At 56.2% G+C, this 25,968-nt stretch carries 26 protein-coding genes; 14 read left to right on the top strand and 12 right to left on the bottom strand.

All coding sequences use genetic code 11. The features are described from left to right. Positions 1-93 precede the first annotated feature (93 nt). Together GM298_RS14145 and smrA are read left to right on the top strand one after the other, a co-directional pair. Complete coding sequence (locus tag GM298_RS14145; RefSeq protein ID WP_266154306.1) at positions 94-993, top strand: LysR family transcriptional regulator; 900 nt, start codon at positions 94-96, stop codon at positions 991-993. 368 nt (positions 994-1,361) lie between these two features. Beyond that, on the top strand, positions 1,362-1,925 hold the full coding sequence (gene smrA / locus GM298_RS14150) for a DNA endonuclease SmrA (protein WP_025758579.1): 564 nt from the start codon (positions 1,362-1,364) through the stop codon (positions 1,923-1,925). 33 nt (positions 1,926-1,958) lie between these two features. Here smrA and tcp read toward each other — a convergent pair whose 3' ends face one another. After that, positions 1,959-3,620, bottom strand: a complete 1,662-nt coding sequence (gene tcp / locus GM298_RS14155) for a methyl-accepting chemotaxis citrate transducer (protein ID WP_025758580.1) — start codon at positions 3,618-3,620, stop codon at positions 1,959-1,961. Between the two features lie 145 nt (positions 3,621-3,765). Here tcp and GM298_RS14160 point away from each other — a divergent pair, with 145 nt between their 5' ends. The 3 genes from GM298_RS14160 to umuC all read left to right on the top strand — a co-directional run bounded on the left by GM298_RS14160 (position 3,766) and on the right by umuC (position 6,472). Then, complete coding sequence (locus GM298_RS14160) at positions 3,766-4,632, top strand: aldo/keto reductase family oxidoreductase (protein WP_266154307.1); 867 nt, start codon at positions 3,766-3,768, stop codon at positions 4,630-4,632. A gap of 159 nt (positions 4,633-4,791) precedes the next feature. Then, complete coding sequence (umuD, locus tag GM298_RS14165; protein ID WP_025758584.1) at positions 4,792-5,226, top strand: translesion error-prone DNA polymerase V autoproteolytic subunit; 435 nt, start codon at positions 4,792-4,794, stop codon at positions 5,224-5,226. Then, a complete protein-coding gene (umuC, locus tag GM298_RS14170) occupies positions 5,210-6,472 on the top strand; it encodes a translesion error-prone DNA polymerase V subunit UmuC (RefSeq protein ID WP_025758586.1) in 1,263 nt (420 codons plus the stop codon). Before umuD ends, umuC begins: the two co-directional genes overlap by 17 nt. Positions 6,473-6,479: 7 nt before the next feature. On the opposite strand, the gene GM298_RS14175 is transcribed toward umuC, so the two are convergent. Beyond that, positions 6,480-7,376 carry a LysR family transcriptional regulator gene (locus tag GM298_RS14175; RefSeq protein ID WP_266154308.1) on the bottom strand — a complete coding sequence of 299 codons (897 nt, stop codon included), beginning with the start codon at positions 7,374-7,376 and terminating at the stop codon, positions 6,480-6,482. A gap of 97 nt (positions 7,377-7,473) precedes the next feature. On the opposite strand from GM298_RS14175, the gene GM298_RS14180 reads away from it, so the two are divergent. Then, on the top strand, positions 7,474-8,529 hold the full coding sequence (locus tag GM298_RS14180; protein WP_266154309.1) for an SDR family oxidoreductase: 1,056 nt from the start codon (positions 7,474-7,476) through the stop codon (positions 8,527-8,529). A gap of 75 nt (positions 8,530-8,604) precedes the next feature. Continuing rightward, positions 8,605-9,051: a hypothetical protein gene (locus tag GM298_RS14185; protein WP_045284898.1), complete on the top strand. Its 447-nt coding sequence runs from the start codon at positions 8,605-8,607 to the stop codon at positions 9,049-9,051. A 66-nt stretch (positions 9,052-9,117) separates the two neighbouring features. Here GM298_RS14185 and GM298_RS14190 read toward each other — a convergent pair whose 3' ends face one another. Then, a complete protein-coding gene (locus tag GM298_RS14190; protein WP_266154310.1) occupies positions 9,118-10,098 on the bottom strand; it encodes an NAD(P)H-dependent flavin oxidoreductase in 981 nt (326 codons plus the stop codon). A gap of 135 nt (positions 10,099-10,233) precedes the next feature. Here GM298_RS14190 and GM298_RS14195 point away from each other — a divergent pair, with 135 nt between their 5' ends. Continuing rightward, positions 10,234-11,118 carry a LysR family transcriptional regulator gene (locus GM298_RS14195; RefSeq protein WP_128338850.1) on the top strand — a complete coding sequence of 295 codons (885 nt, stop codon included), beginning with the start codon at positions 10,234-10,236 and terminating at the stop codon, positions 11,116-11,118. Here GM298_RS14195 and GM298_RS14200 read toward each other — a convergent pair. Continuing rightward, positions 11,090-12,535 carry a PLP-dependent aminotransferase family protein gene (locus tag GM298_RS14200; protein ID WP_266154311.1) on the bottom strand — a complete coding sequence of 482 codons (1,446 nt, stop codon included), beginning with the start codon at positions 12,533-12,535 and terminating at the stop codon, positions 11,090-11,092. The genes GM298_RS14195 and GM298_RS14200 overlap by 29 nt on opposite strands. Positions 12,536-12,631: 96 nt before the next feature. Between GM298_RS14200 and GM298_RS14205 the strand changes: the two genes are divergently transcribed. Beyond that, complete coding sequence (locus GM298_RS14205; protein WP_266154312.1) at positions 12,632-13,399, top strand: arylamine N-acetyltransferase family protein; 768 nt, start codon at positions 12,632-12,634, stop codon at positions 13,397-13,399. Between the two features lie 51 nt (positions 13,400-13,450). Here GM298_RS14205 and GM298_RS14210 read toward each other — a convergent pair whose 3' ends face one another. After that, positions 13,451-13,729, bottom strand: coding sequence for a hypothetical protein (locus GM298_RS14210; protein WP_266154313.1), 279 nt, complete (start codon positions 13,727-13,729; stop codon positions 13,451-13,453). 53 nt (positions 13,730-13,782) lie between these two features. Continuing rightward, the gene (gene yajD / locus GM298_RS14215) at positions 13,783-14,130 is read right to left on the bottom strand and encodes an HNH nuclease YajD (RefSeq protein ID WP_003857471.1); all 348 of its coding nucleotides are present in this window, start codon (positions 14,128-14,130) and stop codon (positions 13,783-13,785) included. Between the two features lie 178 nt (positions 14,131-14,308). On the opposite strand from yajD, the gene GM298_RS14220 reads away from it, so the two are divergent. Together GM298_RS14220 and GM298_RS14225 are read left to right on the top strand one after the other, a co-directional pair. Beyond that, positions 14,309-15,334, top strand: a complete 1,026-nt coding sequence (locus GM298_RS14220; RefSeq protein ID WP_025758602.1) for an LLM class flavin-dependent oxidoreductase — start codon at positions 14,309-14,311, stop codon at positions 15,332-15,334. 28 nt (positions 15,335-15,362) lie between these two features. Then, positions 15,363-16,310, top strand: a complete 948-nt coding sequence (locus GM298_RS14225) for a zinc-dependent alcohol dehydrogenase family protein (RefSeq protein ID WP_266154314.1) — start codon at positions 15,363-15,365, stop codon at positions 16,308-16,310. A 3-nt stretch (positions 16,311-16,313) separates the two neighbouring features. On the opposite strand, the gene GM298_RS14230 is transcribed toward GM298_RS14225, so the two are convergent. Then, positions 16,314-17,348 (bottom strand): AI-2E family transporter, encoded by a 1,035-nt coding sequence (locus GM298_RS14230; RefSeq protein ID WP_059385276.1) that lies wholly within the window; start codon positions 17,346-17,348, stop codon positions 16,314-16,316. Between the two features lie 421 nt (positions 17,349-17,769). On the opposite strand from GM298_RS14230, the gene mdtJ reads away from it, so the two are divergent. The 3 genes from mdtJ (at position 17,770) to GM298_RS14245 (ending at position 20,695) form a co-directional block, all read left to right on the top strand. Next, positions 17,770-18,132 carry a multidrug/spermidine efflux SMR transporter subunit MdtJ gene (mdtJ, locus tag GM298_RS14235; RefSeq protein ID WP_025758605.1) on the top strand — a complete coding sequence of 121 codons (363 nt, stop codon included), beginning with the start codon at positions 17,770-17,772 and terminating at the stop codon, positions 18,130-18,132. Next, the gene (mdtI, locus tag GM298_RS14240) at positions 18,119-18,448 is read left to right on the top strand and encodes a multidrug/spermidine efflux SMR transporter subunit MdtI (RefSeq protein ID WP_025758607.1); all 330 of its coding nucleotides are present in this window, start codon (positions 18,119-18,121) and stop codon (positions 18,446-18,448) included. The genes mdtJ and mdtI overlap by 14 nt, the downstream gene beginning before the upstream one ends. An 84-nt stretch (positions 18,449-18,532) precedes the next feature. Next, complete coding sequence (locus GM298_RS14245; protein WP_047958430.1) at positions 18,533-20,695, top strand: bifunctional diguanylate cyclase/phosphodiesterase; 2,163 nt, start codon at positions 18,533-18,535, stop codon at positions 20,693-20,695. A 1-nt stretch (position 20,696) separates the two neighbouring features. Here the strand turns inward: GM298_RS14245 and GM298_RS14250 are convergent, their stop codons facing one another. The 5 genes from GM298_RS14250 to puuE form a co-directional block, all read right to left on the bottom strand. Then, entirely contained in the window at positions 20,697-21,518 is an 822-nt protein-coding gene (locus tag GM298_RS14250) for a trypsin-like serine peptidase (RefSeq protein WP_045284891.1), read from the bottom strand. 278 nt (positions 21,519-21,796) lie between these two features. After that, the gene (gene asr / locus GM298_RS14255) at positions 21,797-22,189 is read right to left on the bottom strand and encodes an acid resistance repetitive basic protein Asr (protein WP_266154316.1); all 393 of its coding nucleotides are present in this window, start codon (positions 22,187-22,189) and stop codon (positions 21,797-21,799) included. A gap of 166 nt (positions 22,190-22,355) precedes the next feature. Then, positions 22,356-22,895, bottom strand: a complete 540-nt coding sequence (locus GM298_RS14260; RefSeq protein ID WP_025758611.1) for a thioredoxin fold domain-containing protein — start codon at positions 22,893-22,895, stop codon at positions 22,356-22,358. 163 nt (positions 22,896-23,058) lie between these two features. Continuing rightward, on the bottom strand, positions 23,059-24,546 hold the full coding sequence (locus GM298_RS14265) for a carboxypeptidase M32 (RefSeq protein WP_266154317.1): 1,488 nt from the start codon (positions 24,544-24,546) through the stop codon (positions 23,059-23,061). Between the two features lie 149 nt (positions 24,547-24,695). After that, complete coding sequence (gene puuE, locus GM298_RS14270) at positions 24,696-25,967, bottom strand: 4-aminobutyrate transaminase (protein WP_045284887.1); 1,272 nt, start codon at positions 25,965-25,967, stop codon at positions 24,696-24,698. Position 25,968 lies beyond the last annotated feature (1 nt).

Consider the following 25,968-nt stretch of genomic DNA (forward strand, 5'->3'; position numbering starts at 1 on the left):
TTTAACCGTTCAGGAATTACCCTCGCACATCCCTTTCCATTAAAGTAGATGACAGTTTCTTTACTCTGATAAACAACGGTTATCGGTCGGGCTATGTCATTTCAGATTAAATTTCATCAAATCCGGGCGTTTGTCGAAGTCGCTCGTCAGGGCAGCATTCGCGGTGCCAGCAGGACGCTGAATCTTTCGCAGCCGGCGCTGACCAAATCCATCAAAGAGCTGGAGGAGGGCATGGCGGCGCAGCTTTTCGTGCGCAGAAGTAAGGGCGTTGCGTTGACCGAATGTGGGGAGGGCTTCTACCAGCGCGCGAAGTTGATTCTGGAAGAGCTGCGCGCGGCGCAGGATGACATCCGTCAGCGGCAGGGTGAGCTGGCCGGGCAGATCAATATCGGGATGGGGGCCAGCGTTTCACGCAGCCTGATGCCCGCGGTGATCTCCCGCTTTCACGCGCAGCACCCGCAGGTCAAGGTGCGGATTATGGAAGGGCAGCTGGTGTCGATGATCAATGAATTACGCCAGGGTGAGCTCGATTTCACCATCAACACCTATTATCAGGGGCCTTATGACCACGAGTTTACGTTTGAAAAACTCTTCGAAAAGTCGTTTGCGGTATTTTGCCGGGAAGGGCATCCGGCGACCAAAGCAACCTCAATTAATGAACTGCTGCATTATAACTGGACAATGCCGACGCCGCGGGGAAGTTATTATAAGCAACTGGAAGAGGTATTTAGCCATCGCGCGCAAATACCGCGAATAGGGGTTGTCTGCGAAACATTCTCCTCCTGTATTAGCCTGGTGGCGCAAAGTGATTTTTTAAGCATTCTGCCGCAGGAACTAGGCTGTGACCCGCTGCTGGCGCATCGCCTGGTGATGTTGCCGGTTGTCGAATCGCTTCCAAAAGCGGCATATTATTTAATTCAGCGCCGTGATTCCCGTCAAACACCCCTGGCCGAATCTTTAATTACGCAATTCCGAAGAGAAGCACGAAAATAGTCGCGGCATGAGAAAGACAACGTAAAAAAAACAGGGTCTGTCCGACATCTGACAGACCCTCCAGTACACACAGCAGTGCGTCCTTTCGCCAGTCCTGAGTATTATATCCATGAAGCAGGTATATTTAGGTATAACACCTTTCCCGAAAAAGGGAAGAGGGTTGAGTATTTGATTTTACGAATTTTTAACACAAATCACTTATTTTACGTTTGCTGAAATTTAAGTTAAGTCAGATTAAAGCGTGTTTTATAAATACTATATATATTCATCGGGTTAATATTTATGTCGCGCGACGGCGGTTAACGGTGATTGAGGCCTCTTCCCGGCGCAGGTATAGTACCCTCCTTAGTTGTAGCCGGAGGATGTCCATGAACCCTGACGACAAATCTTATTTTCTTGACGCCATGGAGGATGTCCAGCCCCTGAAGCGCGGCCCGGATATTCACTGGCAGCCGAGCCGCAATACGCGGGTGCGCGAGAAGGTAGATAGTGAACAGCTGGATAACTTCCTGACGCTGGGTTTTCTTGAACTGGTGCCCCTTGACGAGCCTCTGGCGTTCCGGCGCGATGGGGTACAGCAGGGCGTTATCGATAAGCTGCGATCGGGTAAATACCCCCGCCAGGCCAGCTTAAATCTCCTGCGCCAGCCTGCCGAACGCTGCCGTCAGATGCTGTTTTCGTTTATTCGCCAGGCCGGGCGCGACGGGTTACGTAACCTGATTATCATTCATGGGAAAGGGCGCGAGCAGAGCTCACATGCGAATGTCGTGCGCAGCTATCTGGCGCGCTGGTTGACCGAGTTCGGGGAAGTGCAGGCTTTCTGCGAGGCGCTGCCGCATCACGGCGGCAGCGGGGCATGCTATGTCTCGCTGCGCAAATCCGATGAAGCGAAACAGGAGAACTGGGAGCGGCACGCCAAGCGCAGCCGCTAATGAGAGCGGGCGAGACACTCGCCCGCCGGTGACTCAGAAGGTTTCCCAGTTGCTGTCGGCAGACGCGCTTGTCGTTGCCGGTCGCAACAGCTGTGGCGTTTTCACATTCGTCGGGCGCGGGGCGACCGCTTTCTCTTTTCCGTTCAGACGAAACGCGGCGACGGCCTGACGCAGCTGTTCGGACTGATCTTCCAGCGCCGCCGCCGCCGTGGCGGATTGCTGCACCAGCGCGGCGTTTTGCTGCGTCACGCTGTCCATCTGCGAAACGGCCAGACTTACCTGCTCAATTCCCCGGCTCTGCTCGTCAGACGCAGAGGAAATCTCACCCATAATATCGGTCACGCGGGTGACGGCGGCGACAATCTCTTTCATGGTGGAGCCGGCCTCGCTGACCTGCTCAGAACCGGTATTTACCCGGCTGACAGAGTTTTCGATAAGCCCTTTGATCTCTTTCGCCGCCTGCGCGCTGCGGCTTGCCAGCGTACGGACTTCACCTGCGACCACCGCAAAACCGCGACCCTGTTCCCCGGCGCGGGCGGCTTCCACCGCTGCGTTAAGTGCCAGAATGTTGGTCTGGAATGCGATACTGTCAATCACGCCGGTAATATGCGCAATTTGCTGCGAACTGTCGGCAATTTCGGTCATGGTGCGAACCACGTTATCCACCACATGACCGCCGCGCGCAGCTGTTTCTGAAGCATTCTTCGCCAGCAGGGTCGCCTGACGGGCGTTATCGGAGTTCTGTTTAACCGTCGCCGTCAGCTCTTCCATGCTGGCGGCGGTCTCTTCGAGCGAGGCTGCCTGCTGCTCGGTACGGGCGGAAAGATCGTTACTTCCTGCGGCAATTTCGCCTGCACCGGTGTAGATGGAATCGGTGCTGCCGCGTACGGCGCTGACGGTGGTCACCAGCGACTGCTGCATTTCATGCAGACCGGCGGCCAGTTGGCCCATCTCATTGCGGCCAGAGAGGGTGATTTCCTGCGTCAGGTCGCCCCCGGCAATCGCGCGAATATGGTTCATAATGGTGTTGAGTGGTTTTAACAACAGGTGTTGTAAACCCTGCCAGATGACCACCAGTACCGCGATAACGGCCAGCAAGATAGCCGCCAGTGTCCATTGCATCTGCGTGAAGCTGCTCTGATTCTCTTCGGCGGCTGCTTTCAGCAGAGTGTTGTTTTCGGCGCGCCAGCGGTTATAGACCGCTTCCATATCGTCCTGCGCCTGTTGCGCGTCCAGATCGCCATAGGCCTGGTAGTTGTCGGCACGCAGATACTCAATCGACAAACGCATCACTTCGTGCATCTGGTTCCAGGACTTCTGCATCTCGTCGGTCAATGCCGCGTTCTGGCCGTTAACCTGCGGCAGTTTTTGCCACGCTTTGTTATAGGCTTCGGCTTTTGCCAGCGAGTCACCTGCGGTGCCGAGCAGTTTATTGATCGCTGCAAGGGATGCCGGATCGCGCTGATTTTTCAGGTAGCGGATCGCCACGCGGGTCACGGTGACGCGTGTTTTCACCAGCGTGTTCACGCTGTCGCTCAGGCTTTCCTGCTGAGCGTTGAGCACACCGGAATTCTGGAAGTTATGGCGATCGTTACTGACGGCAGAGTAGAACAACCCTCCCGTGACAACTTGCAACAGACAGAATATGGTGAGGGCAAAGATAATACCGGTAATCACGTGCAGATTTTTCAGCATAGCGGTCGTCCGTTAGAGAAGATGCAGGGTTTCTTCAATACTATCGTCGTAGAGAATTTAAACTTTAATTTAACTCGCGCTTAACTCAGAGGCCCGTGAGGGAACCTGTTGTAAACCCGGATCATTTTTTATGAGGAAGGTCAACATGAGCAGTATTGATAAAAGCGGGACGTACGCGCTCGGAACGCGGACGGTTAAACGACTGGGCTATGGTGCGATGCAGCTGGCCGGGCCGGGCGTCTTTGGGCCGCCGAAGGATAAAAATGCCGCGCTGGAGGTGTTACGTGAAGCCGTGGCGGCGGGAGTAAACCACATTGATACCAGTGATTTTTATGGCCCTCATGTGACTAACCAGCTGATCCGCGAGGCGCTTCATCCGTACCGGGACGATCTGACGATTGTGACCAAAATTGGCGCCCGTCGCGACAGCAAAGGCGCCTGGCTACCGGCCTTTTCCGCACAGGAGCTGACGCAGGCGGTGCATGACAACCTGCGTAATCTGCAGCTGGATGTGCTGGACGTGGTGAATCTGCGGATCATGTTTAGCGCGCACGGGCCGGCGGAAGGATCGATTGCTGAACCGCTTTCCACCCTGGCAGAGCTCCAGCAGCAGGGGCTGGTGCGCCATATTGGCCTGAGCAACGTCACGGCCACTCAGGTTGCGGAAGCGCAGAAGATGGTGCCGGTAGTGTGCGTGCAGAATATGTACAACATTGTGAACCGCGGGGACGATGCGCTGGTGGATCTGCTGGCGCAGCAGGGGATTGCGTATGTGCCATTCTTCCCGTTAGGCGGCTTTACGCCACTGCAATCTTCCGGGCTGCAGGCGGTCGCCGACTCGCTGGGCGCAACGCCAATGCAGGTTGCGCTGGCATGGCTGCTGCAACGTTCCCCGAATATCCTGCTGATCCCGGGCACCTCTTCCGTGGCGCATCTGCGGCAAAACCTCGCGGCGGGCGAACTGGAGCTGCCGCCTGACGCACTGGAAACATTGACTACGCTGATGGACTGATCGTCACAGGCGCGAAGCCCGACATGTGCTTTTGGGCTTTGCGCCTTTTAAATCTTCTGACACTTCAACGCGTTTGGGGTCGCTTCCGGAAATGACCTTGATCCCTGGCCATAATCCGTAATACTGTATTTATATACAGTATCTGGCGAGAAAGGCATTATGGACACTCTCTTTTCTTATCATCCAAACCAATACATTGAATTACCTTTATTTTTAGAGCGTGTAGCCTGTGGTTTCCCCAGTCCGGCGCAGGATTATGTGGAGGATCGTCTCGATCTTAACCGGCTGGCAGTGAGACACCCCAGTGCGACCTATTTTATCAAGGTGAGTGGAGACTCCATGATTGGCGCAGGGATTGGCGACGGCGATCTGCTGGTTGTCGACCGTTCGCTAACTGCCGGGCATGGGGATATCGTTGTGGCCTCGGTCGCCGGAGAGTTTACGGTGAAGGAGTTACAGACCCGTCCGGTTCTGCGGCTGCTGCCACATAACGTTCGCTATCAGCCGATTACCTTTCAGTCCGAAGAGGAGCTGCAGATCTTCGGCGTCGTCACCCACACCCTCAAAACGCATAAACATGTTCGCGCTGGTTGATGTAAATAGCTTTTATGCCTCCTGCGAAAGGGTGTTCCGCCCCGATCTGGAGGGGAAGCCCATCGTGGTGGTTTCCAATAACGACGGCTGCATTATTTCACTGTCGCGGGAGGCAAAGCAGTTCGGCATAAAAATGGGTGAGCCGTATTTTAAATTCAAAGAGAAGCGTTTTCCGTCACGGGTTTACGTGTTTAGTTCAAACTATGCGCTGTATGCCGATCTCAGCAGTCGGGTGATGCAGACGCTGACCGATCTCGCCCCGGCAATAGAAATCTACTCCATCGATGAGGCGTTCGTGAACGTTTCAGGGGTCAGTAACTGCCTGGCGCTGGAAGCATTCGGTCACCAGATGCGCACGCAGGTCTTTAAAAATACGGGCTTAACCGTTGGCGTCGGTATTGCCCCGACGAAAACGCTGGCAAAGCTGGCCAACTATGCAGCGAAGCGGTGGTCCGGCACTGGCGGCGTGGTCGATCTGTCGGATCGCGAGCGGCAGCGGAAACTGCTGGCAAAGGTTCCGGTTGAAGAGGTGTGGGGTGTAGGGCGGCGCATCACGAAAAAGCTTAACGCGATGGGAATAACCACGGCGCTGGAGCTGGCGGAAGCATCCTCCTGGGTCATTCGCAAACATTTTAACGTGGTGCTGGAACGTACGGCGCGCGAGCTTCGCGGGGAGCCCTGTCTTGATCTGGAGGAGTACACCCCCACGAAGCAGCAAATTATCTGTAGCCGTTCGTTTGGCCACCGTATAACCCAATACGAAGAGATGCACCAGGCGATTTGCGCCTATGCGGAACGTGCCGCAGAGAAACTGCGCGGCGAGCATCAGTATTGTCGTTTTATCAGCGTGTTTGTGCGGACCAGTCCGCATGCGGACAACGAAATTTATTATGGCAATCAGGCCTCTGTCACCCTGATGACGCCCACCAATGACTCGCGGGATATTATCCGTGCCGCCACGGAGGCGCTGGGGCGAATCTGGCTCGACGGGTATCGCTATATGAAAGCCGGGGTGATGCTGGCGGACTTTTTCAGCAGCGGCGTCGCTCAGCTTAATTTGTTTGACGATAACCGTCTGCGCGCCAACAGTGCGGCGCTGATGGAGATGATCGACAGCGTAAATCACTCCGGCAAAGGGAAGATCTGGTTTGCGGGGCAGGGTATTGAGAAAGCCTGGGCAATGAAGCGCGAGATGCTGTCACCGGCTTATACAACGCGGTACGCGGATTTGCCGGTGGCGAAGTAACAGGCGTTTATTTTGTGGTTTCGTGCGTCGCGATCCCTGGCAGTAATTGCTCAATCACGCCCACGACGCTGCGGACGCGTTGTGGAATAAAGCGCGCGTCGGGGTAGACGGCATAGAGAACGCGGTCGGGTAACCGCCAGCCGGGCAATACCGGCACCAGCGTGCCGACCTGCAGTGCGCGGGCCGCAAGCGGGCGCTGCATGCCGCCGATCCCGATGCCTGCCTCCAGCGCCTGTAACAGCGCGTCGCTGGTATTGGCCCGGAAAACGGTATTCACCTTCACCTCGAGGGTTTCCTCAGCAGCAATCAGCCTGAGCGGAACATCCGGCGGGATGCCGCTAAACCGTACGTGCGGCAGCGTCGCGAGTTCGCTGACGTCGTCCACCGCCGGAAAACCGGGGGCGGCAAACAGAGCCGTTTCAATACGCGCCAGCACGCGAGCCGCATGCGCCTGCGGGGGCTCGCTGCTCAGCCGTATCGCCACATCCACACCCTCCGTCACCAGATCGGCAATCCGGTCATCAAGAGAAATCATCAGATGCAGTTCGGGATGCAGGCGTTGCAGCGTCAGTAAATGGGGCAACACAATCTGCCCCAGGCCGCTCGGCAGCTGGACGTGCACGCTGCCCTGAAACTGGTGGTCGACGGGATTGAGCCGCCTCTCCGCTTCCCGCATGGCGTCCAGCAGCAGCTGCATGTCGCGGCGGTAACGTTCTCCCTGCTCGGTCAGCTTCATGGTGCGCGTTGTACGATGCAGTAACACCACGCCGAGCTCCTGCTCAAGGGCGGCGATCTGCTGGCTAACGGCAGATTGTTTCATTCCGCTCTGGCGGGCGGCTGCAGAAAAGGATCCTGCCTGCGCGACACAGAGAAAAGTAGAAATGGCGTTGAGCTTGTTATTCATTTAATGGTTTTTCTGATAAGTTCCATCGGAATGAGGGGGTATCCGCTAAAAAAATAATATATGACACTGCATCTGTCACCCATTCTGGAGAAACACCATGAACAAAAGAGAGCAACACAACGTCGCGTTGATCGCGGGGGCCAGCGGCATTGTCGGCAGACAGCTTGTCAGGACGCTCCTGCATCACAAGTGGGAGGTGATCGGCCTCAGTCGCCACGGCGTCACCCATCCGGACGGCATTCCGATGGTGAACGTCGATTTACTGGATGCGCAGGACAGCGCCCGGGCGCTGCGCGTCCTGGATGGCATCACTCATCTCTTTTACAGCGCCTGGGCGAATGCGCCGAGCTGGGAGGCGATGGTCGAGCCGAACGTCACGATGCTGCGTAATCTGGTCAGCACGCTTGAAAAAACGGCGCCTTTGCAGAGGGTAAGCCTGATGCAGGGGTACAAAGTTTACGGTGCACATCTGGGGCCGTTTAAAACCCCGGCGCGGGAAAGCGATCCCGGCGTGCCGGGGGCGGAATTTAACGCCGCGCAGCTCACCTGGCTCAGCCAGTTTCATCGCGGGAAACGCTGGCACTGGAACGCCATCAGGCCGGGCGTGGTGGGAAGTTCAGTGCCGGGCAATACCATGAACCTTGCGCTGAGCATTGCCCTGTACGCTTCGCTGTGCAAGGCTCAGGGGTTACCGCTGCGTTTTCCCGGTTCGGAACAGACCTGGCACAGTATTGTTGACCATACCGACGCCGGGCTGCTGGCCGAAGCCACCCTATGGGCCGCCACGTCACCTGCGGCACAGAATCAGGCATTCAACGTGAATAATGGCGATATCTGGCGCTGGAGCGAGCTGTGGCCGTGCATCGCTCGCTGGTTTGAGCTGGACACTGCGCCGCCAGTGAGGTTGTCATTTCGCCAGCTGTTTACGGATTATCGCGACGTCTGGCGCGAGCTTGCCGGGGAACGGCTGGTGGAAGCGGATATTCTGCAGCTGAGCGACGGGCAGTTTGCCGATTTCGTCTTTAGCTGGCATTACGACATGTTCGGTGACGGGAGCAAACTCCGGCGGTCGGGCTTCACGCAAATGCAGGCGACCGATGAGATGTTTTTCAGCCTGTTCGCGCAGCTGAGAGCCGCGCGGATTATTCCCTGACGCTAAGGGTTGTTGTCATCAACGATCGGCGCGTTATACTCACGTCTTGAGAATCATGTAGGGTGGGGCAGGGATATGCACGAGAGCCTAAAAATAATATCAGTCGCGCTGCCCCTCATTGCGCTTTTCATATTGTCCGGATTTTTTGTCAGACGTATTCGTCAGGCAAAACGCATCATTACAGACCGCAACGGGATGAAAAAAATATCCGCTAACCCGTCAATATTTGGCGGGAATGCAGGTAAAACCTGGTTTTATGATGACCAGTTTTTATATGAGGTTAAAAATAACGCCACCCGTAAAATTGCGCTGGCGAATATCATTAAGATCGGGCCGGGGAATACCGAGATAAATAGCAGACGGGTCTGGATTGTTATTTATCGTGACGGTGCTAATGAAAAGCAGGTGCAGTTTTATAACAATCTTACCCTCTGGAATCATAACTTCACGGCTTTTCTGGCAGCGGTAAAAAGAGCCAATCCTGACGCTGTCGTGAAAGAACGCTCATTGCTCAATTTATGAAAAGCAACCGCAGACGGTTTGCGGACGCCGCCCGTGGGGAGCGTCCGGAGCATCAGGGTTAAGGGCTTACTCAACCGTTAACGCATTAACCACCTCGGCCACGCTTTTCACGCTGTGAATATTCCCAATTCCCGTGCCGAGCGCGATATAGCCCTCATCGGTGTTATTTTCCAGCATGCCCAGGCGCAGGCCCCGTAAACCTCCCATCGCTTTGCCCAGCGCTTCGTTGCTTGCGCCAGCTTTATCCATCGCTGCCAGTTTTTCCGCCAGCCTGCCGGGAAGAGAGCGGTAGTAATGGGGGACTGTGCGGAAAAGCAGTAAATCGAGACCGTTGGCGGCAACAATTTTATCTTTGACCCCCTGCGGCACGCGGCTTTCTTCCGTACTGATAAACACCGAGCCGGCAAATACGCCTTCAGCGCCTAAGGTGTGCGCCGCTCTGGCGGTGCGATTATCGGTAATGCCGCCCGCCGCCATCACCGGAATATGCTTCACGGCATCGGCAATCAGCGGCACGATGGAAAAGGTGCCAAGCGCCGTGGCGGGTAACGTTCCGCCCTCATCAAAACCGGTGGCAACGATAATGTCTGCCCCCGCGTCTTCTGCGAGGCGGGTGTTTTCCGGGGTGGGGTTGATGTCGCGGTAGATAATGGCGATACCCGCCTCTTTTAGCTCGCTGAACAGCGCCGGAATAATGCTGCCTTCCCCATAGCCCGTATACACAACGGCCCTGACGCCTTCCTCTTTCACCACCTGAAGGATAGGGCCTGTCCAGACGTCGTTAACGGCCGTGGGGATCAGGTTCACGCCAAAGGGCTTTTCGGTCAGTCGCTTCGTTTTACGAATTTCTTCCCGCATTTTTTCGGCGGTCTCTTCCGGCGTGGAGACCGCGGTGTCGGCGGTTAAGCCGGCGTTGGGCCCCAGCACGCCAAGCCCGCCGGCATTGCTGACTGCAGCGACTAAGCGGGCGTCAGTGAGCCAGGATAGCGGTCCCTGAATAACAGGTTTTTCGATGCCCAGGACCTGACAGATACGGTTATTTTTCACAGCAGACTCTCCCTTACGTTTGAATGGAAGAGAGTGTAGGGCGCAAGATTGTTAGGAAAAATAGCCAAAAATATTCATCACTGTTATAAAATTAATAACAATAATCTTATCCTGCTTACGGCAAAAGCATCCCTTATGCAAATAAACCTCTTTGAATCCATAAGAATTTTTATTGAGATTGTCGAATCAGGGAGCCTTACCCAGGCGGCGGAGAATTTGCGGGTCCATCGCCCGGCCGTCACCAAAGCGTTGCAGCTACTGGAGCAGCACAGCGGCACGCGGCTACTGCAACGTACCACGCGTCGGATTAGCCTGACCCCGGATGGAGAAGCATTTTATCGCCGGAGTAAACCCCTGCTGGCGCAGGCGGACGAATTACTGGAATCGTTTGGCGCCGATCGGCCGATACACGGCCAGCTGCGAATCGATATGCCCATCTCGTTTGCGGCGTTGCGGGTGATACCCAACCTGCCTGATTTTTATCGCCAGCATCCCGAGATTGACATCATTCTGAGCAGCTCGGACCGCCGTCGGGATATGCTGCGGGATGGGCTGGACTGCGTGCTGCGGGTGGGCGAGCTGGACGACGGCGATTATATCGCGCGTAAAATCGGGAACATTAAAATTACGACCTGTGCCAGCCCGGCCTGGCTGGCACAACACGGTACGCCAGAAACGCTGGATGATTTGCGAAAGCATCAGGCCATCAACTGGATTAATAACAGCAGCAGACACATTCAGCCGTGGACGTTTACCACGCCAGAAGGCGTCGCGGAGATCGCGCTACCCGGTAAGCTTGTGGTGGATAACTCCGAGGCCTACATCGCGGCAGGCCTGGCCGGGCTGGGGTTAATGCAGGGGATGAACCTCTTTCTCCAGCCTTACCTTGACCGCGGCCTTCTGGTTGAAGTCCTGCCAGACTATCGCTCCCCGGATCGCAAGCTGTCACTGCTCTACCCACACCGCCATCTCTCCCGCAAGGTGCGGGTCTTTACCGAGTGGCTGGAGAGTCTGGTGTGAAAACAGCCAGCGCGTGACACAGCGCGCCAATCTGTTCGACGGCGTTCAGCAGGCGGGGTGTCGGTTCGTTTGCGCAGTTCAGCCGCAGAAAATGCGTTAATTCTGCCCCAGGGGAAAACAGGGGGCCAGGGCTGACGCCGATGCCCAGCGCCAGCGCGCGGCGATGCACCTCCAGCGCGTTGACCTGCTGAGGGAGTTCTACCCACAGCAGAAAACCGGCTGCGGGTACGTTAAGGCGCGTACCGGGTGGGAAACTGGCTTCGACCCGCGCCACGACGGCACGTATTCCCGCTGCGATCCGGCGCTTTAGCCGGCGCAGGTGACGATCGTAGTCGCCGCTTGCCAGCACCTCACTCGTCGCGGCTTCCAGCAGCGGCGTGCCTGCCCAGTCTCCGGCCATGCGGGTCTGTAAGACCTGAGTGTGGTAGCGTCCGGCGGCAATCCAGCCGATTCGCCAGCCCGGGGCAAGCGTTTTAGACAGGGAACTGCAGTAAATCACATTTCCGCTCTGGTCGAACGCCTTACAGGCAGGCGGACGCTGCCCTTCGCCGACCAGGTCTCCGTAGACATCGTCCTCAATCAAAGGAATCCCTGCGCCTTCAAGCAGGGCAACCAGTTCCTGCTTGCGCGCGACGGGCATACTGGCGCCCAGCGGATTTTGCACGGTGGGTGAGGCCAGAACGGCTGCGGGACGGTGGCAGCGTATGGCGTCTGCCAGCGGTTCCAGTAACAGACCTTCAACAGGATCGGTAGGGATTTCTAAGGCCTTCAGGCCTAAATCTTCCAGCAGCAGGAGCGTGCCAAAGTAGGCTGGCTGTTCAATCGCCACAACATCCCCAGGCTGACACACTGCCCGCAGGGCCAGGCGTAACGCCTGCGTCGCGCCCGCGGTGATAATGAGATCGTCCGCGCCGAACCGGGCTCCCCACTGCGCAGCCCGCGCGGCAATCTTACTTCGCAAATCTCCCCTTCCCGGAGGCAGGCTATAGCTCTGCCCGTGCGCGTCCAGACGACGCCCCGCGGAGTGCAACGCCCGTTGCAGCGCATCACCCGGCAGCCACGCAGGATCGGGCAGGGCGGCGCCCAGCGGTATCAGACGAGCCTCTGCACTGCTGAACAGCGATTGGGCCACGGCGGACATAGTGACAGGGACCGGGCCTGACGGGGAACGGGAGGGTTCCACGCGCGGAGGGAGACGGGTCTGATGGACGTAATAACCTGAACGTGGCCGCGCAACAATCAGCCCTTCCGCCTCGAGACAGCGAAGGGCTTCCAGCGCCGTCGGGAGGCTAACGCACTCGCGTTCGGCCAGTTTACGTGCGGAGATCATGCGGTCACCGACTTGCAATGCGCCAGAAGAGAGCGTGAGGCGCAACATCTCAGCAATACGGCGATAGTGTGGGGACGGGGCAGACATGGGTATCTGTTCAGGCTAATTTTCGATAAAACTGACTATACAGTCAATGATGTGCGCCATCTATAGTGTCCGACATGTTCATGACAAGGAGGCATTATGCACAGCGAAAATTTCGACATTTCTTCCTATTTCAAACGCATAAACTACAGCGGACCGGCGGCTGCCGATACGGCTACCCTGCATGCCCTTATGCGTCATCAGCTCTTTTCAGTCCCGTTTGAAAATCTGGACGTGCAGGCGGGCAAAATTGTCTCGCTGGCGCCAGACGACATTGCCGATAAAGTGTTAAAGAAAGGGCGCGGTGGCTACTGCTATGAGGTGAACGGGCTTTTTGCCATGGCGCTGGCGGCGTTAGGTATCCCTTACCGTTTCGTGGCGGCGCGCCCGATGTTCTACCCCGTGCGGAGGCCGAAAACCCATATGGCGTTAATTGCCGAAGTGGAGAACCGACAGTGGCTTTGCGATCTCGGCTTCGGCAGCTATGGCATTCGTGCGCCGATGGCGCTGGACACGCTTGACGTGGATATCTCGCAGGATTTCGACACGTTTCGCCTGAGTCGCAGCGCGGAGGGCGAATATCTTCTTCAGGCGAAGGTTGAGGGTGAGTGGGCCCGTCAGTACGGCTTCGACCTTACCCCTCAGGAGTGGATTGATTTCGTTCCGGCTAACTACCTTAACTCCACGCATCCTGACGCTATTTTTGTGCAGAAACTGGTGGTGGTGCAGCATCGCCCGGAAGGACGCCAGATTTTACTGGGCGATATGCTGAAAACCATCACGGCGATCGGCACTGAAACGCGGCAGCTGGCGGAGGAGGACATACGCCATGTCCTGAAAGACCGTTTTGCACTGACCGCCGCGTAATCTGTAGGAGCAACCGCCGCAATCACCTGGACATTTTAACCAGGGAAAGGGTCAGGCAAAGAGTTCCTTAATAAGCATCCAGAAAAGAGAGAGCAGGCAGAGGATTTGTACCGTCCGCAATGACCATAGTTGAAAACGCCATTGATACCGCTCCCGGGCATCGGCTTCTGCGATCGGGCCAGCGGCGTCGGCGGCGTCCGCGGCGTTTTTCCTTATGCGGCGCAGAAAATCATGACACAGCCAGACCAGAAGTATGAGGCTAATTATTCTCGTGAAAAGTAAACCGTAGGCGGTATAAAACGTATCCCAGTAGCAGTGGAGGGTATCCAAGGCTTATATCCTTTTCCTGAGCCGCCCATACGGCAGGTATGGGCGGTGAATGATTACTTCTTCTTATCCATCATCGCCTTTAAATCAGCAAAGGGGTTAAACGTGGCGACGCCCACGTCTTTTTGCGCGTCTTCCCCGGCAACCACGGTAGTACCGTACTGATCCGCTTCGGTGTATTTCGAATGTTCGTGATCGTGGCAAAACAGGCACAGCAGCTCCCAGTTGCTGCCATCTTCCGGGTTATTGGTATGGTCGTGATCGATATGGTGAACCGTGAGTTCACGCAGATTGGAATAGACAAACTCGCGCGAGCAGCGTCCACACACCCAGGGATAGATTTTTAATGCTTTTTCGCGATAGCCGCTTTCCAGCCGCGCGTAGTTTTTGGGGATCAAAGCCATTGCCGGTTTTACCTGCCATGAAAAAAGTGGGTGATATTATATCCTATTATGTGGCGAAATGACGAACCACGCTATTCAGTCAATTTATTTGATGCTTTCCGTTAAATAAACGGCATTTATTCTTAGCGGGTAATGCGTAAAGTGGACAGCACGCAACGCATTCTCAGGACACATCGTAATGAAAAAGATCGGGTTTTTATCGTTTGGTCACTGGACACCTTCTCCGCAGTCCGGCACGCGCTCAGCGGCAGATACGCTGCTGCAGTCCATCGATTTAGCCGTGGCGGCTGAAGAGCTGGGGGCAGACGGTGCCTATTTCCGCGTACACCACTTCGCCCGACAGCTTAGCTCACCGTTTCCTCTGCTGGCCGCCATTGGCGCAAAAACGAAAACCATCGAAATCGGCACGGGCGTGATTGATATGCGTTACGAAAATCCGCTGTATATGGCCGAGGATGCGGGCGCGGCGGACCTCATTTCCGGTGGACGTTTGCAGCTTGGCATTAGCCGCGGCTCTCCGGAACAGGTTATTGATGGCTGGCGTCATTTCGGCTATGTCCCGCAGGAAGGGGAAAACGAATCGGATATGGCGCGCCGCCATACCGAAGTGCTGCTTGATGTGCTGCGCGGTGAAGGGTTTGCCAAACCAAATCCGCAGCCGATGTTTCCGAATCCGCCGGGGCTGCTGCGCCTGGAGCCCTATTCCGAAGGGCTGCGCGAGCGTATCTGGTGGGGCGCCGGTTCAAATGCGACGGCAGTGTGGGCGGCAAAGCTGGGCATGAATCTGCAAAGTTCAACCCTGAAAGACGATGAAACCGGTGAGCCGTTCCATATTCAGCAGGCAAAACAGATCCGCGCCTACCGTCAGGCCTGGAAAGAGGCCGGACATACGCGCGAGCCGCGGGTGTCGGTGAGCCGCAGCATTTTTGCATTAATGGACGACCGCGACCGGATGTACTTCGGCACCAGCCGCAACGACAGCGACAGCGTGGGTTACCTGGATGAGAAAACGCGCGCCATCTTCGGGCGCAGCTATGCCGCGGAGCCGGATAAGCTCATTGAACAGCTGAAAAAGGACGAGGCGATTGCCGAGGCCGATACGCTCTTACTGACCGTACCGAACCAGCTGGGGGTGGATTATAATGCGCACGTGATTGAGTCTATTCTCAAACATGTCGCACCGGCAATGGGCTGGCGCGAGTAGTTGTTACGCTAGCAGCCGTGAGATCGTTATGGAAAACCTTGCCCTCTGGTATCGCCGTTTTGGCGAGCCAGAATCTGTTCTGCAACCTGAAACCGCGTCATTGGGGGCGCTAGCACCGGGTCATCTCCGTGTCCGGATGCTGTTTTCGCCAGTCAATGCGTCCGATCTCATTCCCATCACGGGCGCCTATCGGCACAGAACTCCGTTACCGGCGGTAGCGGGGTATGAGGGCGTCGGTGTCGTTACTCAGGCTCCCGCGTCGTTTAGTCATCTGCTGGGTAAACGCGTTCTGCCGCTGCGTGGGCAAGGCACCTGGCAGCGCTATGTTGATTGCCCGGCCGAGTATGCGATCCCCGTACCGGACACCATTGACGTGCATCTGGCCGCGCGGGCCTATATCAATCCGCTGGCGGCGCAGATGATGCTGACCCGCTACCCCGCTCAGGGAAAACGGGTGTTGCTTACGGCTGCAGGATCGGATTGCGGCATTCTGCTGGGGCAATGGGCGCGTCAGGCGGGTGCGGAAGCGGTGTACGGCATTCACCGTTCCGCCGTGCATGCTGAACGGCTGGAGGCGATGGGGATCATTCCTGTTGCGCAGCATGACGCGCACAGAATCGGCGCCGTCGCCGCACGCAGCGATATTGTCTACGATGCCACCGGCGGGCCGCTTGCGGAAGCAATCCTCAGCGTGATGCCCGGGCAGGGGATGTTTGTCTGCTACGGACTGCTCTCCGGCCAGACTTTCCGACAGCTGCGTCCTGAGCCACGCGTGGCGTGGTTCCATATCCGTAACGGCCTGGATGGGCTCAGCGCGGGGGCGTGGCGCGCGGCGTTCGATCGCATCTGGCTTCGCCTGCCCGCCAGCCGGTACAGCGATGTCGCGGTATACCCCCTGGCGGAATGGCAGAGGGCGCTCAGCGCTTATCGCGAAGGTGGAAGGACCTGCAAGCCTCTCCTGTCAATGATGGACTGACCGCTACTGATGGCTCATATCGCTCAGCAGCACGGCGATACTTTGCCCGCCTGCCGTCTGTTCCAGGGCAATTTTGACGATGATGGTCAGCGGGACGGAGAGCAGCATCCCTACGGGCCCGAGCAGCCAGCCCCAGAATATCAGGGACAAAAAGACCACCAGCGTGGAGAGCCCCAGTCCTCGCCCCATCATGCGAGGCTCAAGAATATTGCCGAACACCAGATTGATCGCCAGATATCCGGCCAGCAGGACCAGCGCGTCATAGAACCCACTGAACACCAGCACCTGAAGGATAGGGGGGATCGCCGCCAGCACCGACCCGATGTTGGGAATATAGTTGAGCGCAAACGCCAGTAATCCCCAGACAAACGCAAAGCGGACGTCCAGCGCCAGCAGCATCAACCAGACGACAACGCCCGTCACCAGGCTAATAGCCGTTTTCAGCACCAGATAGCGGGAAACGCTGTCCAGCGCGCGTTGAATGGCCCCCATTCCCTCAACCGGCCGGACCATGATCTGCTGCAGCTTCGCCGGCAGCTGGGGCACCTCCAGCAGCATAAACACCACCGTTAAGAACAGCAGGAAAATGGAGGTCATGGCATTGGAAAGCTGCGTCAGCAGGCTGGTGACAACTGTCATGGCCGCATTGGGGTCGATAAATTTAAGGAGCTCTTCGACCGAGACTTCGATCCCTGCGCGCTGCAGCCAGGGTTCAATCTGCAGCAGCGGTATTGCCAGCGAAGAGCGGTATTTCGGCAACGTTCGGGCCAGCTCATTCAGCGAGGTACCGAGATAGGCCACCAGCAAGACCATGGCGATAATAATAATGCTGATAAGCAGCGTGATCGCCAGCACGCGCGGGATGCGTAGCCGCGTCATGCGCTGCACCAGCGGGTTAAGGATCACCGCAATAAACAGCGCCAGAATAAACGGCACAATGATGTCGGCGGCAACGCGAACGCCTGTCAGTATAATCACCAGCATGCCCAGCATGATGACAGTTTTTAACCCGTTCAGGGTAATGATGGGTTTGGCCATGGTGACTCCGCAATGTTCTTTTTATTTATAATAAAGGTGAAGGGCGATGCAATAAACTAACCAAAATCAAACGGGATGAGTAAAGAATTGCAAAGACTTTGAGTTAAATCCTGGCTTATGGTACAAATTTGGCGTGTTCAACTACCGAGGACAATTTTGATCCGCAAAGACGAGAAGCAACACCGCGGATAATTGTAATTTTATGGACAATATGTTCAGGACGTACTCTTCAAACCACACTGCTGTATTTTCCACCTCTTTTTACCTGCTTTCTGGTGAGCAACACTGGCGCACCGCACTATAGTCATATCTTCTGCCTGAGCTGGCGCTAAGCGCTTAGCTATCTGATTTCAATTCGTATTTTTTGGTTTGCTGCGTACAGCGAGCCACGATGGATTATATTCTCAAGCAGGAGAAAAACATGTTTTACTGGATCCTTTTAGCTCTGGCAATTATCGCGGAAATTACCGGCACGCTGTCGATGAAATGGGCAAGCGTCAGCGAGGGTAATACCGGATTTATTTTAATGCTGGTGATGATTTCCCTTTCTTATATTTTCCTCTCGTTTGCGGTGAAGAAAATTGCGCTGGGTGTCGCGTATGCCCTATGGGAAGGGATCGGCATTTTATTAATTACGCTGTTCAGCGTGCTGATATTTGACGAAACATTAACAACCATGAAGATCGCTGGCTTAACAACGCTGGTCGCGGGTATTGTGCTGATTAAATCAGGTACCCGTAAACCGACTAAACAGCTGAAGGAGCAGAACCATGCAACAGTTTGAGTGGGTTCATGCGGCCTGGCTGGGGCTTGCCATCGTGCTGGAAATTCTGGCGAACGTTCTGCTGAAATTCTCCGACGGTTTCCGTCGTAAAGTTTATGGCCTGCTGTCGATTGCCGCGGTGCTGGGGGCATTCAGCGCCCTGTCCCAGGCGGTCAAAGGGATCGACCTGTCGGTGGCCTATGCGCTGTGGGGCGGTTTTGGTATCGCCGCCACGCTGGCCGCAGGCTGGGTACTCTTCGGGCAGCGTTTAAATAACAAAGGCTGGATCGGGCTTATACTGCTGCTTGCCGGCATGATCATGATAAAACTCGCCTGACAGACTTCACGCCATGATTTACAGGCAGCGAAATTCGCTGCCTGTATTACGCTTAGAAAAGCAAAACCGTGAAGAGGATGGCTGATGTATCGCACATTAAGCTGGCGCAATATTCCCAATGCGAGAACGTTGTTTGCCATGGTCTTCATGGCGGGGATCGGCTTAATTATCTCCATCGTCGCACTTCTCTATCTTTCCCTGCACCTAATCAGTACAAAAACCAATGAAATTGATGAACACCGCACGGCGCTTTCCGTGCAGGGCGCCATTCAGACATCGGTGAATCGCGTCTCCTCGCTGGTCCTTGATAACGCCGTCTGGGACGATGCGGTTCGGGAGGCTTACCGCTCCACGCTGGATACCGACTGGTTGTACAACACCTGGGGCGCCGGCTTTAAAATCAACAACCTCTATGACGGCACCTTTGTGCTGGATGAACATTTCAATGTCATCTGGGGATCGTTTAAAAGTCAGCCTTTTCAGGAGACGACGCTCGATTTTTTCGGCAAAGGCCTGAAAGCCCTCATTGACCAGCATGCGCGCGCCTTAGCGAGCGAGAAAAATATCTATGCCGGGATCAGCAAAACGCGAAGCGGCGTCGCCTTTGTGGGGATTGGGCTGATACGCCCAATGGTCGGACGATTGCGGGTGACCGATGGAACGCGCCGCTATCTGGTGATTACCCGTCACCTGAATGCCCGAATATTGTCTGACCTGGGGGCGACCTTTCAGATTGAGAACCTCAACTTTACGCCAGAAAAAATCAACGCGCTGAGCATGCCGCTGCGCAGCGCGGCAGGGGAGTTGGTCGGTTATCTGAACTGGCAGGCGCGGCTTCCGGGTGCGCAGGCCGCCCGGGCGGCCTCTTCTGACATCAGACAGATTGTGGTTCTGGCCTCGGCTCTGATCCTGCTGTTTATTCTGGTGAGCAGCGTGGGGCTGTACAAGCTTGCCCGCGGAGAGAGTCTGGCGCGTCTGGTCGCCAGAACGGACTGGCTAAGCCGTCTGCCGAACCGGCGTGCGCTCATTGAAGCGCTGGACCGGGTGAGTTTACGGGGGGATATCGACGTCAAAAGCGTGGTGTTCATCGATCTGGATGGCTTTAAAGACGTCAATGATATCTACGGTCACAGCGTGGGTGACGATCTGATTGTGGCGATTGCGAAAACATTGAATGAACGCGTGCCGCCGGGCGGAATGCTGGCGCGAATGGGCGGGGATGAATTTGCCATGACCATTGGCGGAGATAACGCGGAAGCCCGGGCCGCCGCGTTTGCCGTTTCGGTGCTGGACGCGTTCGCCACCCCGATTCAGCTGGGGGAACGCACAATCCATATGGGGGCCAGTATCGGTATCGCCAGCGGAACCCTGATTGAATGCACCAGCTCCGAGCTGTTTCGTCGCGCCGATATTGCCATGTATCATTCCAAAATGAGCGGGAAAGGGCGGATTACCCACTACGACGCCGAACTGAACAGCGCCCGTGAACGCAAGCTGGCGATTGAGAATCAGATCCGTAACGGTCTGGAGCGTGATGAGTTCGAGGTCTGGTATCAGCCGATTATTGACGCCCACAGCCAGAAAATGAGCAGCGTCGAGGCGCTGGTCCGTTGGCCACGACGTCCGGAAGGGCCCCTGGGCCCGGATACCTTTATCACCATCGCGGAGACCAGTGGCCTGATTTACAAACTGGGGCAGTTTGTGTTGCAGCGGGCCTGTCAGGATCTGCAGCCGTACAGTGACTTAACGCTCTCGGTTAATATCTCCCCCGCACAATTTCGCGATCCTGCCTTCGAAGAAAAAGTCGCCAGCGTGCTGGAGATCACCGATTTTCCGGCCAACCGACTACAGCTTGAGGTCACCGAGTCCTATGTGCTGGAAAACCCGGAGCGTGCCCGCATGGCAATAGCCAACCTGAAGGCGTTGGGTATCGCGGTAGCGCTGGATGACTTTGGCACCGGTTATTCAAGCATTGGCTATTTACGGCGTTTCAACTTTGACACCATCAAGATCGATAAGTCGCTGGCCGGGCTGGTAGACAATGATGAACAGGCGGCCGCGCTGGTGAGCGGCACGGTGCGGATCGCCAATGCGCTGGGCATGGCGGTGGTTGCAGAAGGGGTCGAAACCGAAAAGCAAATGAAACTCCTGCGGCTGGCTGGCTGCGATCAGCTGCAGGGTTTTTGGTTCAGCCAGCCCATGCCGATAGAGTCAATCAAGGCGTTACATCAGGTCAGACGGTGCTGATTTACTGCTGCGCCAGCGCTTCCAGCTGGTCGCGAAAACCGGTGACGGACAGGGCCCGGTTATCGGCACGCCAGCGGTCTTTCGCCGCCGGGGCTGAGCTCTGAACACCGATCAACTGCCAGCCGTTTTCCGTTTTCAACATCAGCGGTGAGCCGCTATCGCCTGGTAACGTATCGCACTGGTGAGAGAGTACGCTGGTTTGTGCCCAGCCGGTCACAATGCAGTCGGTGTGCGTGTAAAGCGTATCCAGATGATCGACAGGATAGCCTGATTGCGTCACCTTGCGGTCGGCGGCTTTCAGCGCGGCGGTAAGGGCGGCTTTATCACCGTCAAATAACGGCAGTGGCGTAATACCTGAAGGCGGGTAGCGTAAAACGATCAGGCCAAAGTCCCATGAGGCGGCGCCGGGTGGCACAATCCAGCCGTCACCATCCGGTTTCAGGCGTTTGCCGAGAGAGGGATCCACCCGGCCTTCAATGCCGTGGATTTCATAGCGCCAGGTGCCTTTTTGCGACACAAAGCGCAAGGCAACCGCTTTATCCGGCTTGCCGTTTGGCGGCGTTAACAGACAGTGGCCTGCCGTCAGGGCAAGCTGCGGGGTGATCAACGTGGCGGTACATAAGTTACCGCTGGCGGTTTCCAGCTGACCTATAGCATCCCAGGGGGCCTGGGTGGGATCGGCGACGCGCGTGCGGTCGTCATGACCGAAAAAAAGCGTCTTTAGCTCTTTCGCGCTAATGGTGTCATCACCGCCATCATCCGCATGTGAGAATCCAGAAAAAAGACCAAACGTTCCCAGTAACAACACAACAGATTTACGCATATCACACTCTGGTGGGGGTAATTATGATTATTAAAAGTGAACCCTATGAAAATACTATAGACGGGACAGCGCTAAAGTGGGAGTAAAATCAGCGTGCTACATTCAGGAAAGATAAAAATGGCTGGCGATGAGCGCGCATAAAATAAGCAGGATCAGAATCAGCTCAAACCGATAGCGTCGCAGCATACGCCCTCCGGATAAAAAAACGGCGCGGAACCTTTTCCGGTTCAGCGCCGGTTTACCAACGTGCCCCGGAGGGCACGGTTAAGCTTGTACTCTTACGCAGCTGGCTGTGCAGCTGGTTTAGCAGCTTCGTGTTTTACTGCTTTTTTGTGATGTTTTTTAGCAGCCTGCGCTTTCTGTTCTACAGGCGGTTTGGTCGCTTTTTTGTGGTGCTTTTTAGCGGCCTGCGCTTTCTGCTCTACAGCTGGCTTAGTCGCGTCTTGTTTTACGGCTTTTTTGTGGTGCTTTTTAGCCGCTTGCGCTTTTTGCTCAGCAGCTGGTTTAGCGGCTTTATGATGTTTCTTGTGGTGTACCGCTTTTGCAGGCGCAGCGGTGGTGGTTGCAGCTGGCGCAGCGGCAGCTGGAGCAGTTGCAGTAGTCTCAGCAGCGAACGCAGCAGAAGACAGACCCATAGCAGCGGCAACAACCAGAGCTAATACTTTATTCATGTTCATACCCTCGAATTTGGTTTTTCATTTAACCCCACTGCGGGGCCGTTGAAATAACTATATCCCTGTAAATTCGGGGTTTCCGTGAGTGATTGGTATCGGCGTGTAACGGAATGTACAAAGGGGGAGAAGCGTGTACGAACAGGCCCGTTCGTACACGTGAGGGCTATTTCTTTAACGCAGCCAGAATTGCAGCCGGTGGCTGGCTGCCAACAATCGAGCGTGATTCAGGCTCAATGACCACCATGAACGGTGTGATGTTGATGCCCAGCCTTTCAGCCAGCGCAGACTGGCGAGCGATCCGGTCGGAACAGGCCTGCGTTGTGTCGTTATCCGGTAAAAAACCCGTCATCGCTTTTTGCAGGCTTTTGACCCTGTCGGTTGAACACCAGACGCGCCCCATATCCTCAATGACCGAGTCGCGAATAGCGTCGGGGGCAACGGTCAAAAACGACATGGTCAAACCGGCATCCGTATACTGCCTGACGTTTTTCACCACGTTGCTGCAGTAGATGCACTGGTTATCAATAAACACCAGTAGCTTGTATTTTTCTGCGGGAGCCTGAAATGTGATGGGCTGGAGGTCAGCGAGAGAGTGGGTGATATCGTTATATGCTTCTTGCGGAGTGTTATCCGCGGCCGCGAAGGTGCTTAAACTCGTCGCACACAGTACGGCTAACGCCATCGTTTTCATTATGCCTTTCATTATTCATCCCTTTATTTATTGTTAACCCTGGCCTGATTGCGGTGTATTTATATGGCCAGGATTTAACTACATACCTTAAGTGCGCTCGGAAATAAATGTGCAAAATCATCTTATTATGCAGAAGGGCAAGGAAAGTGCCGGAGCGCGCTCCGGCAGAAGGGAATTACAAATAACGTGAAGTGAGATGTTCGCGGAAGTAACGGATATTGAGATCTTCCCCCGTCGCCTGGGTAATCAACTGCGAGGTGGTAAAGCGGCTGCCGTGCTGCCAGATGTTCTGGCGCAACCAGTCAAACAGCGCCGAAAAATCACCTTCAGCGATTGAGGACTGCAGATCCGGAAGCGCCGTTTTCGCCGCATGGAACAGCTGTGCGGCATACATGGCCCCCAGCGTATACGACGGGAAGTAACCAAATCCACCGTCGGTCCAGTGAATATCCTGCATACAGCCGTTGCGGTAGTTGTCTTTGGTGGATAACCCGAGCCAGGCCTGCATTTTTTCATCCCACAGGGCGGGAATGTCGTCCACCTCGATCTCGCCGTTGATCAGCGCGCGCTCAATCTCATAGCGCAGCACCACGTGCGCCGGGTAGCTCACCTCATCGGCATCCACGCGGATATAGCCCGGCTTCACGCGCTGGTTCCAGGCGATAAAGTTCTCTTCGCTGAACGCCGCCTGGCTGCCAAAGCGGGCGTGCACCGCAGGGAGAAGATGTTTAAGGAAGGCCTCGCTACGGCCAAGCTGCATTTCAAAGAACAGGCTTTGGGATTCGTGGATCGCGGTTGAGCGGGCGAGGGCAATCGGCTGTCCTGCCCAGGCGCGCGGCAGGTTTTGTTCGTAGCGCGCGTGTCCGGTTTCGTGGATCACGCCAAACAGCGCGCTGAGCAGTTCATCTTCGTCATAGCGCGTGGTGATGCGCACGTCCTCCGGTACGCCGCCGCAGAACGGGTGCGCACTCACGTCCAGGCGACCGCCGTTAAAATCGAAGCCGAGCATCTTCATCGCTTCCAGGCCCAGCTCGCGCTGTGTTGCCGTCGGGAAGGGGCCCTGCGGGGGAACAAACGACCGTTGAGCCTGTTTTTCCACCACGCTTGCCAGCAGGTCCGGCAGCCAGGATTGCATATCACCGAACAGAACGTCCAGACGGGCGCTGGTCATGTCGGGCTCAAAAATATCCAGCAGTGCGTCGTACGGTGTGCACCCTTTGGCTTCGGCCCGCAGGCGAGCCTCTTCGCGGCTGAGTTTGACCACCTCTTTCAGGTTGGCGGAAAAGCCCTGCCAGTCGTTAGCGGGACGCTGGGTGCGCCAGGCGTGTTCACACTTGCTGCCCGCCAGGGATTTGGCCTCCACCAGCGATTCCGGTAGCAGCGAGTCCTGCTGATATTGACGCGTCATTTCCCGCAGGTTGGCGCGTTCGACGTCATTCAGATCTTCACCTGCTGCTGTAGCCAGCAGATCGCCCACTTTCTTATCGGTCAGGATCTGGTGTTGCAGGACGCTCATTTCTGCCAGCGCTTCGCCGCGCGCGGCGCTGCCGCCAGGCGGCATCATGGTAAACATGTCCCAGCTGGCGATGGAGGAGAGGTGCGAGAAACGGGAGAGGCGCTGGAAGGTTTTCACAAGTGACTGATAGGCGGATGTTTTTTGCAATTGTTTTTCCTCTTGCCAGGGATGTGTTTCAGGGAGCATACAATGAAACAGACCAAATTCCCCAACATTTCCCACACGGAGGAGATCTCTGCAGATCTCCTTCGCTGAAACCGTCGCCGGCATCCCGGCAGACGGTTTTCGCTGGGCACTTAGGCCTTATCACGCATAACCTGTTGCAGGATCGCCAGCGCCTGGGTGAACTGGGCATCCGGAATGGTCAGCGGATAAAGGAAACGGATCACGTTGCCATACTGGCCGCAGATCAATAACAGAAGGCCCTGAGCGAGAGCTTTTTGCTGGATCGCCTGCGCGATGGCGGCCGAAGGTTCACGGCTTTCGGGATCAAAAAACTCCGCCGCAATCATCGATCCTCTTCCCCTTATCGCCACGAGCGCAGGAAAGGTACCCTGGATCTCCTCCAGCGTGGCTTTCAGTCGATCGCCCAGATGACGGGCGCGCTCGCACAGCGACTCGTTGTCGATAATATTCAGCACCGCGTGCGCGGCGGCCACCGCAAGCGGGTTGCCTGCATAAGTCCCCCCCAGACCGCCGGGAGCTGGCGCGTCCATGATTTCAGCGCGACCCACCACGCCAGACAGCGGCATTCCGCCTGCCAGGCTTTTAGCCATCGTCATCAGGTCGGGCTTGTCGGCGTAGTGTTCCATGGCAAACAGTTTACCCGTACGGGCGAAGCCGCTCTGCACTTCGTCGGCAATCATCACGATCCCGTGCTCATCACAGATTCGGCGGATGGCGGCCACCAGCTCTGGCGGGGCGACGTTGAATCCGCCTTCACCCTGGATGGGTTCAAAAATAATCGCCGCCACCTGTTTCGCCTCAATGTCTGCTTTGAACAGGCGTTCTATCGCCGTAATGGCATCCTGCGTCGTGATGCCGTGCAGCTCAGAGGGATACGGCACGTGATAAACCGACCCCGGGAAGGGGCCAAATCCCAGCTTATAAGGCGCGACCTTGCCGGTTAAGGCCATGGTCATATAGGTTCGGCCGTGAAAGCCTCCCCCGAAGGCAATCACACCCGGTCTGCCGGTGTGGGCCCGGGCGATTTTAATGGCGTTTTCCACCGCTTCTGCGCCCGTGGTGAAGAACGCCGTTTTAGCCGGGCTCTGGACCGGGGCCAGCTCGTTAAGTTTCTCGGCTAATGAAACATAGCTTTCATACGGCACAATCTGGTAGGCCGTGTGGGTGAACTGGTGAAGCTGTTTTTCCACTGCGGCCACCAGTTCAGGATGACGATGGCCGGTATTCAGCACCGCGATCCCGGCGGCGAAATCAATATAGTCGTTGCCTTCCACGTCGGTAAGGGTGGCATTCTCCGCCGTGCGGGCAAAGAAATTACACATTACGCCTACGCCGCGCGGGGTGGCAGAAAGTCTGCGCTGATGAAATTCCTGGTTACTCATG

The organism is Enterobacter sp. HSTU-ASh6 (genome assembly GCF_026319105.1).
Taxonomy (GTDB): Bacteria; Pseudomonadota; Gammaproteobacteria; order Enterobacterales; family Enterobacteriaceae; genus Enterobacter; species Enterobacter sichuanensis.

Bases quoted from the DNA above. Each gene is read 5' to 3' on its own strand.
- GM298_RS14145 (WP_266154306.1), top strand. From the start codon at position 94: ATGTCATTTCAGATTAAATTTCATCAAATCCGGGCGTTTGTCGAAGTC.
- smrA (WP_025758579.1), top strand. From the start codon at position 1,362: ATGAACCCTGACGACAAATCTTATTTTCTTGACGCCATGGAGGATGTC.
- tcp (WP_025758580.1), bottom strand. From the start codon at position 3,620: ATGCTGAAAAATCTGCACGTGATTACCGGTATTATCTTTGCCCTCACC.
- GM298_RS14160 (WP_266154307.1), top strand. From the start codon at position 3,766: ATGAGCAGTATTGATAAAAGCGGGACGTACGCGCTCGGAACGCGGACG.
- umuD (WP_025758584.1), top strand. From the start codon at position 4,792: ATGGACACTCTCTTTTCTTATCATCCAAACCAATACATTGAATTACCT.
- umuC (WP_025758586.1), top strand. From the start codon at position 5,210: ATGTTCGCGCTGGTTGATGTAAATAGCTTTTATGCCTCCTGCGAAAGG.
- GM298_RS14175 (WP_266154308.1), bottom strand. From the start codon at position 7,376: ATGAATAACAAGCTCAACGCCATTTCTACTTTTCTCTGTGTCGCGCAG.
- GM298_RS14180 (WP_266154309.1), top strand. From the start codon at position 7,474: ATGAACAAAAGAGAGCAACACAACGTCGCGTTGATCGCGGGGGCCAGC.
- GM298_RS14185 (WP_045284898.1), top strand. From the start codon at position 8,605: ATGCACGAGAGCCTAAAAATAATATCAGTCGCGCTGCCCCTCATTGCG.
- GM298_RS14195 (WP_128338850.1), top strand. From the start codon at position 10,234: ATGCAAATAAACCTCTTTGAATCCATAAGAATTTTTATTGAGATTGTC.
- GM298_RS14200 (WP_266154311.1), bottom strand. From the start codon at position 12,535: ATGTCTGCCCCGTCCCCACACTATCGCCGTATTGCTGAGATGTTGCGC.
- GM298_RS14205 (WP_266154312.1), top strand. From the start codon at position 12,632: ATGCACAGCGAAAATTTCGACATTTCTTCCTATTTCAAACGCATAAAC.
- yajD (WP_003857471.1), bottom strand. From the start codon at position 14,130: ATGGCTTTGATCCCCAAAAACTACGCGCGGCTGGAAAGCGGCTATCGC.
- GM298_RS14220 (WP_025758602.1), top strand. From the start codon at position 14,309: ATGAAAAAGATCGGGTTTTTATCGTTTGGTCACTGGACACCTTCTCCG.
- GM298_RS14225 (WP_266154314.1), top strand. From the start codon at position 15,363: ATGGAAAACCTTGCCCTCTGGTATCGCCGTTTTGGCGAGCCAGAATCT.
- GM298_RS14230 (WP_059385276.1), bottom strand. From the start codon at position 17,348: ATGGCCAAACCCATCATTACCCTGAACGGGTTAAAAACTGTCATCATG.
- mdtJ (WP_025758605.1), top strand. From the start codon at position 17,770: ATGTTTTACTGGATCCTTTTAGCTCTGGCAATTATCGCGGAAATTACC.
- mdtI (WP_025758607.1), top strand. From the start codon at position 18,119: ATGCAACAGTTTGAGTGGGTTCATGCGGCCTGGCTGGGGCTTGCCATC.
- GM298_RS14245 (WP_047958430.1), top strand. From the start codon at position 18,533: ATGTATCGCACATTAAGCTGGCGCAATATTCCCAATGCGAGAACGTTG.
- GM298_RS14250 (WP_045284891.1), bottom strand. From the start codon at position 21,518: ATGCGTAAATCTGTTGTGTTGTTACTGGGAACGTTTGGTCTTTTTTCT.
- asr (WP_266154316.1), bottom strand. From the start codon at position 22,189: ATGAATAAAGTATTAGCTCTGGTTGTTGCCGCTGCTATGGGTCTGTCT.
- GM298_RS14260 (WP_025758611.1), bottom strand. From the start codon at position 22,895: ATGAAAGGCATAATGAAAACGATGGCGTTAGCCGTACTGTGTGCGACG.
- puuE (WP_045284887.1), bottom strand. From the start codon at position 25,967: ATGAGTAACCAGGAATTTCATCAGCGCAGACTTTCTGCCACCCCGCGC.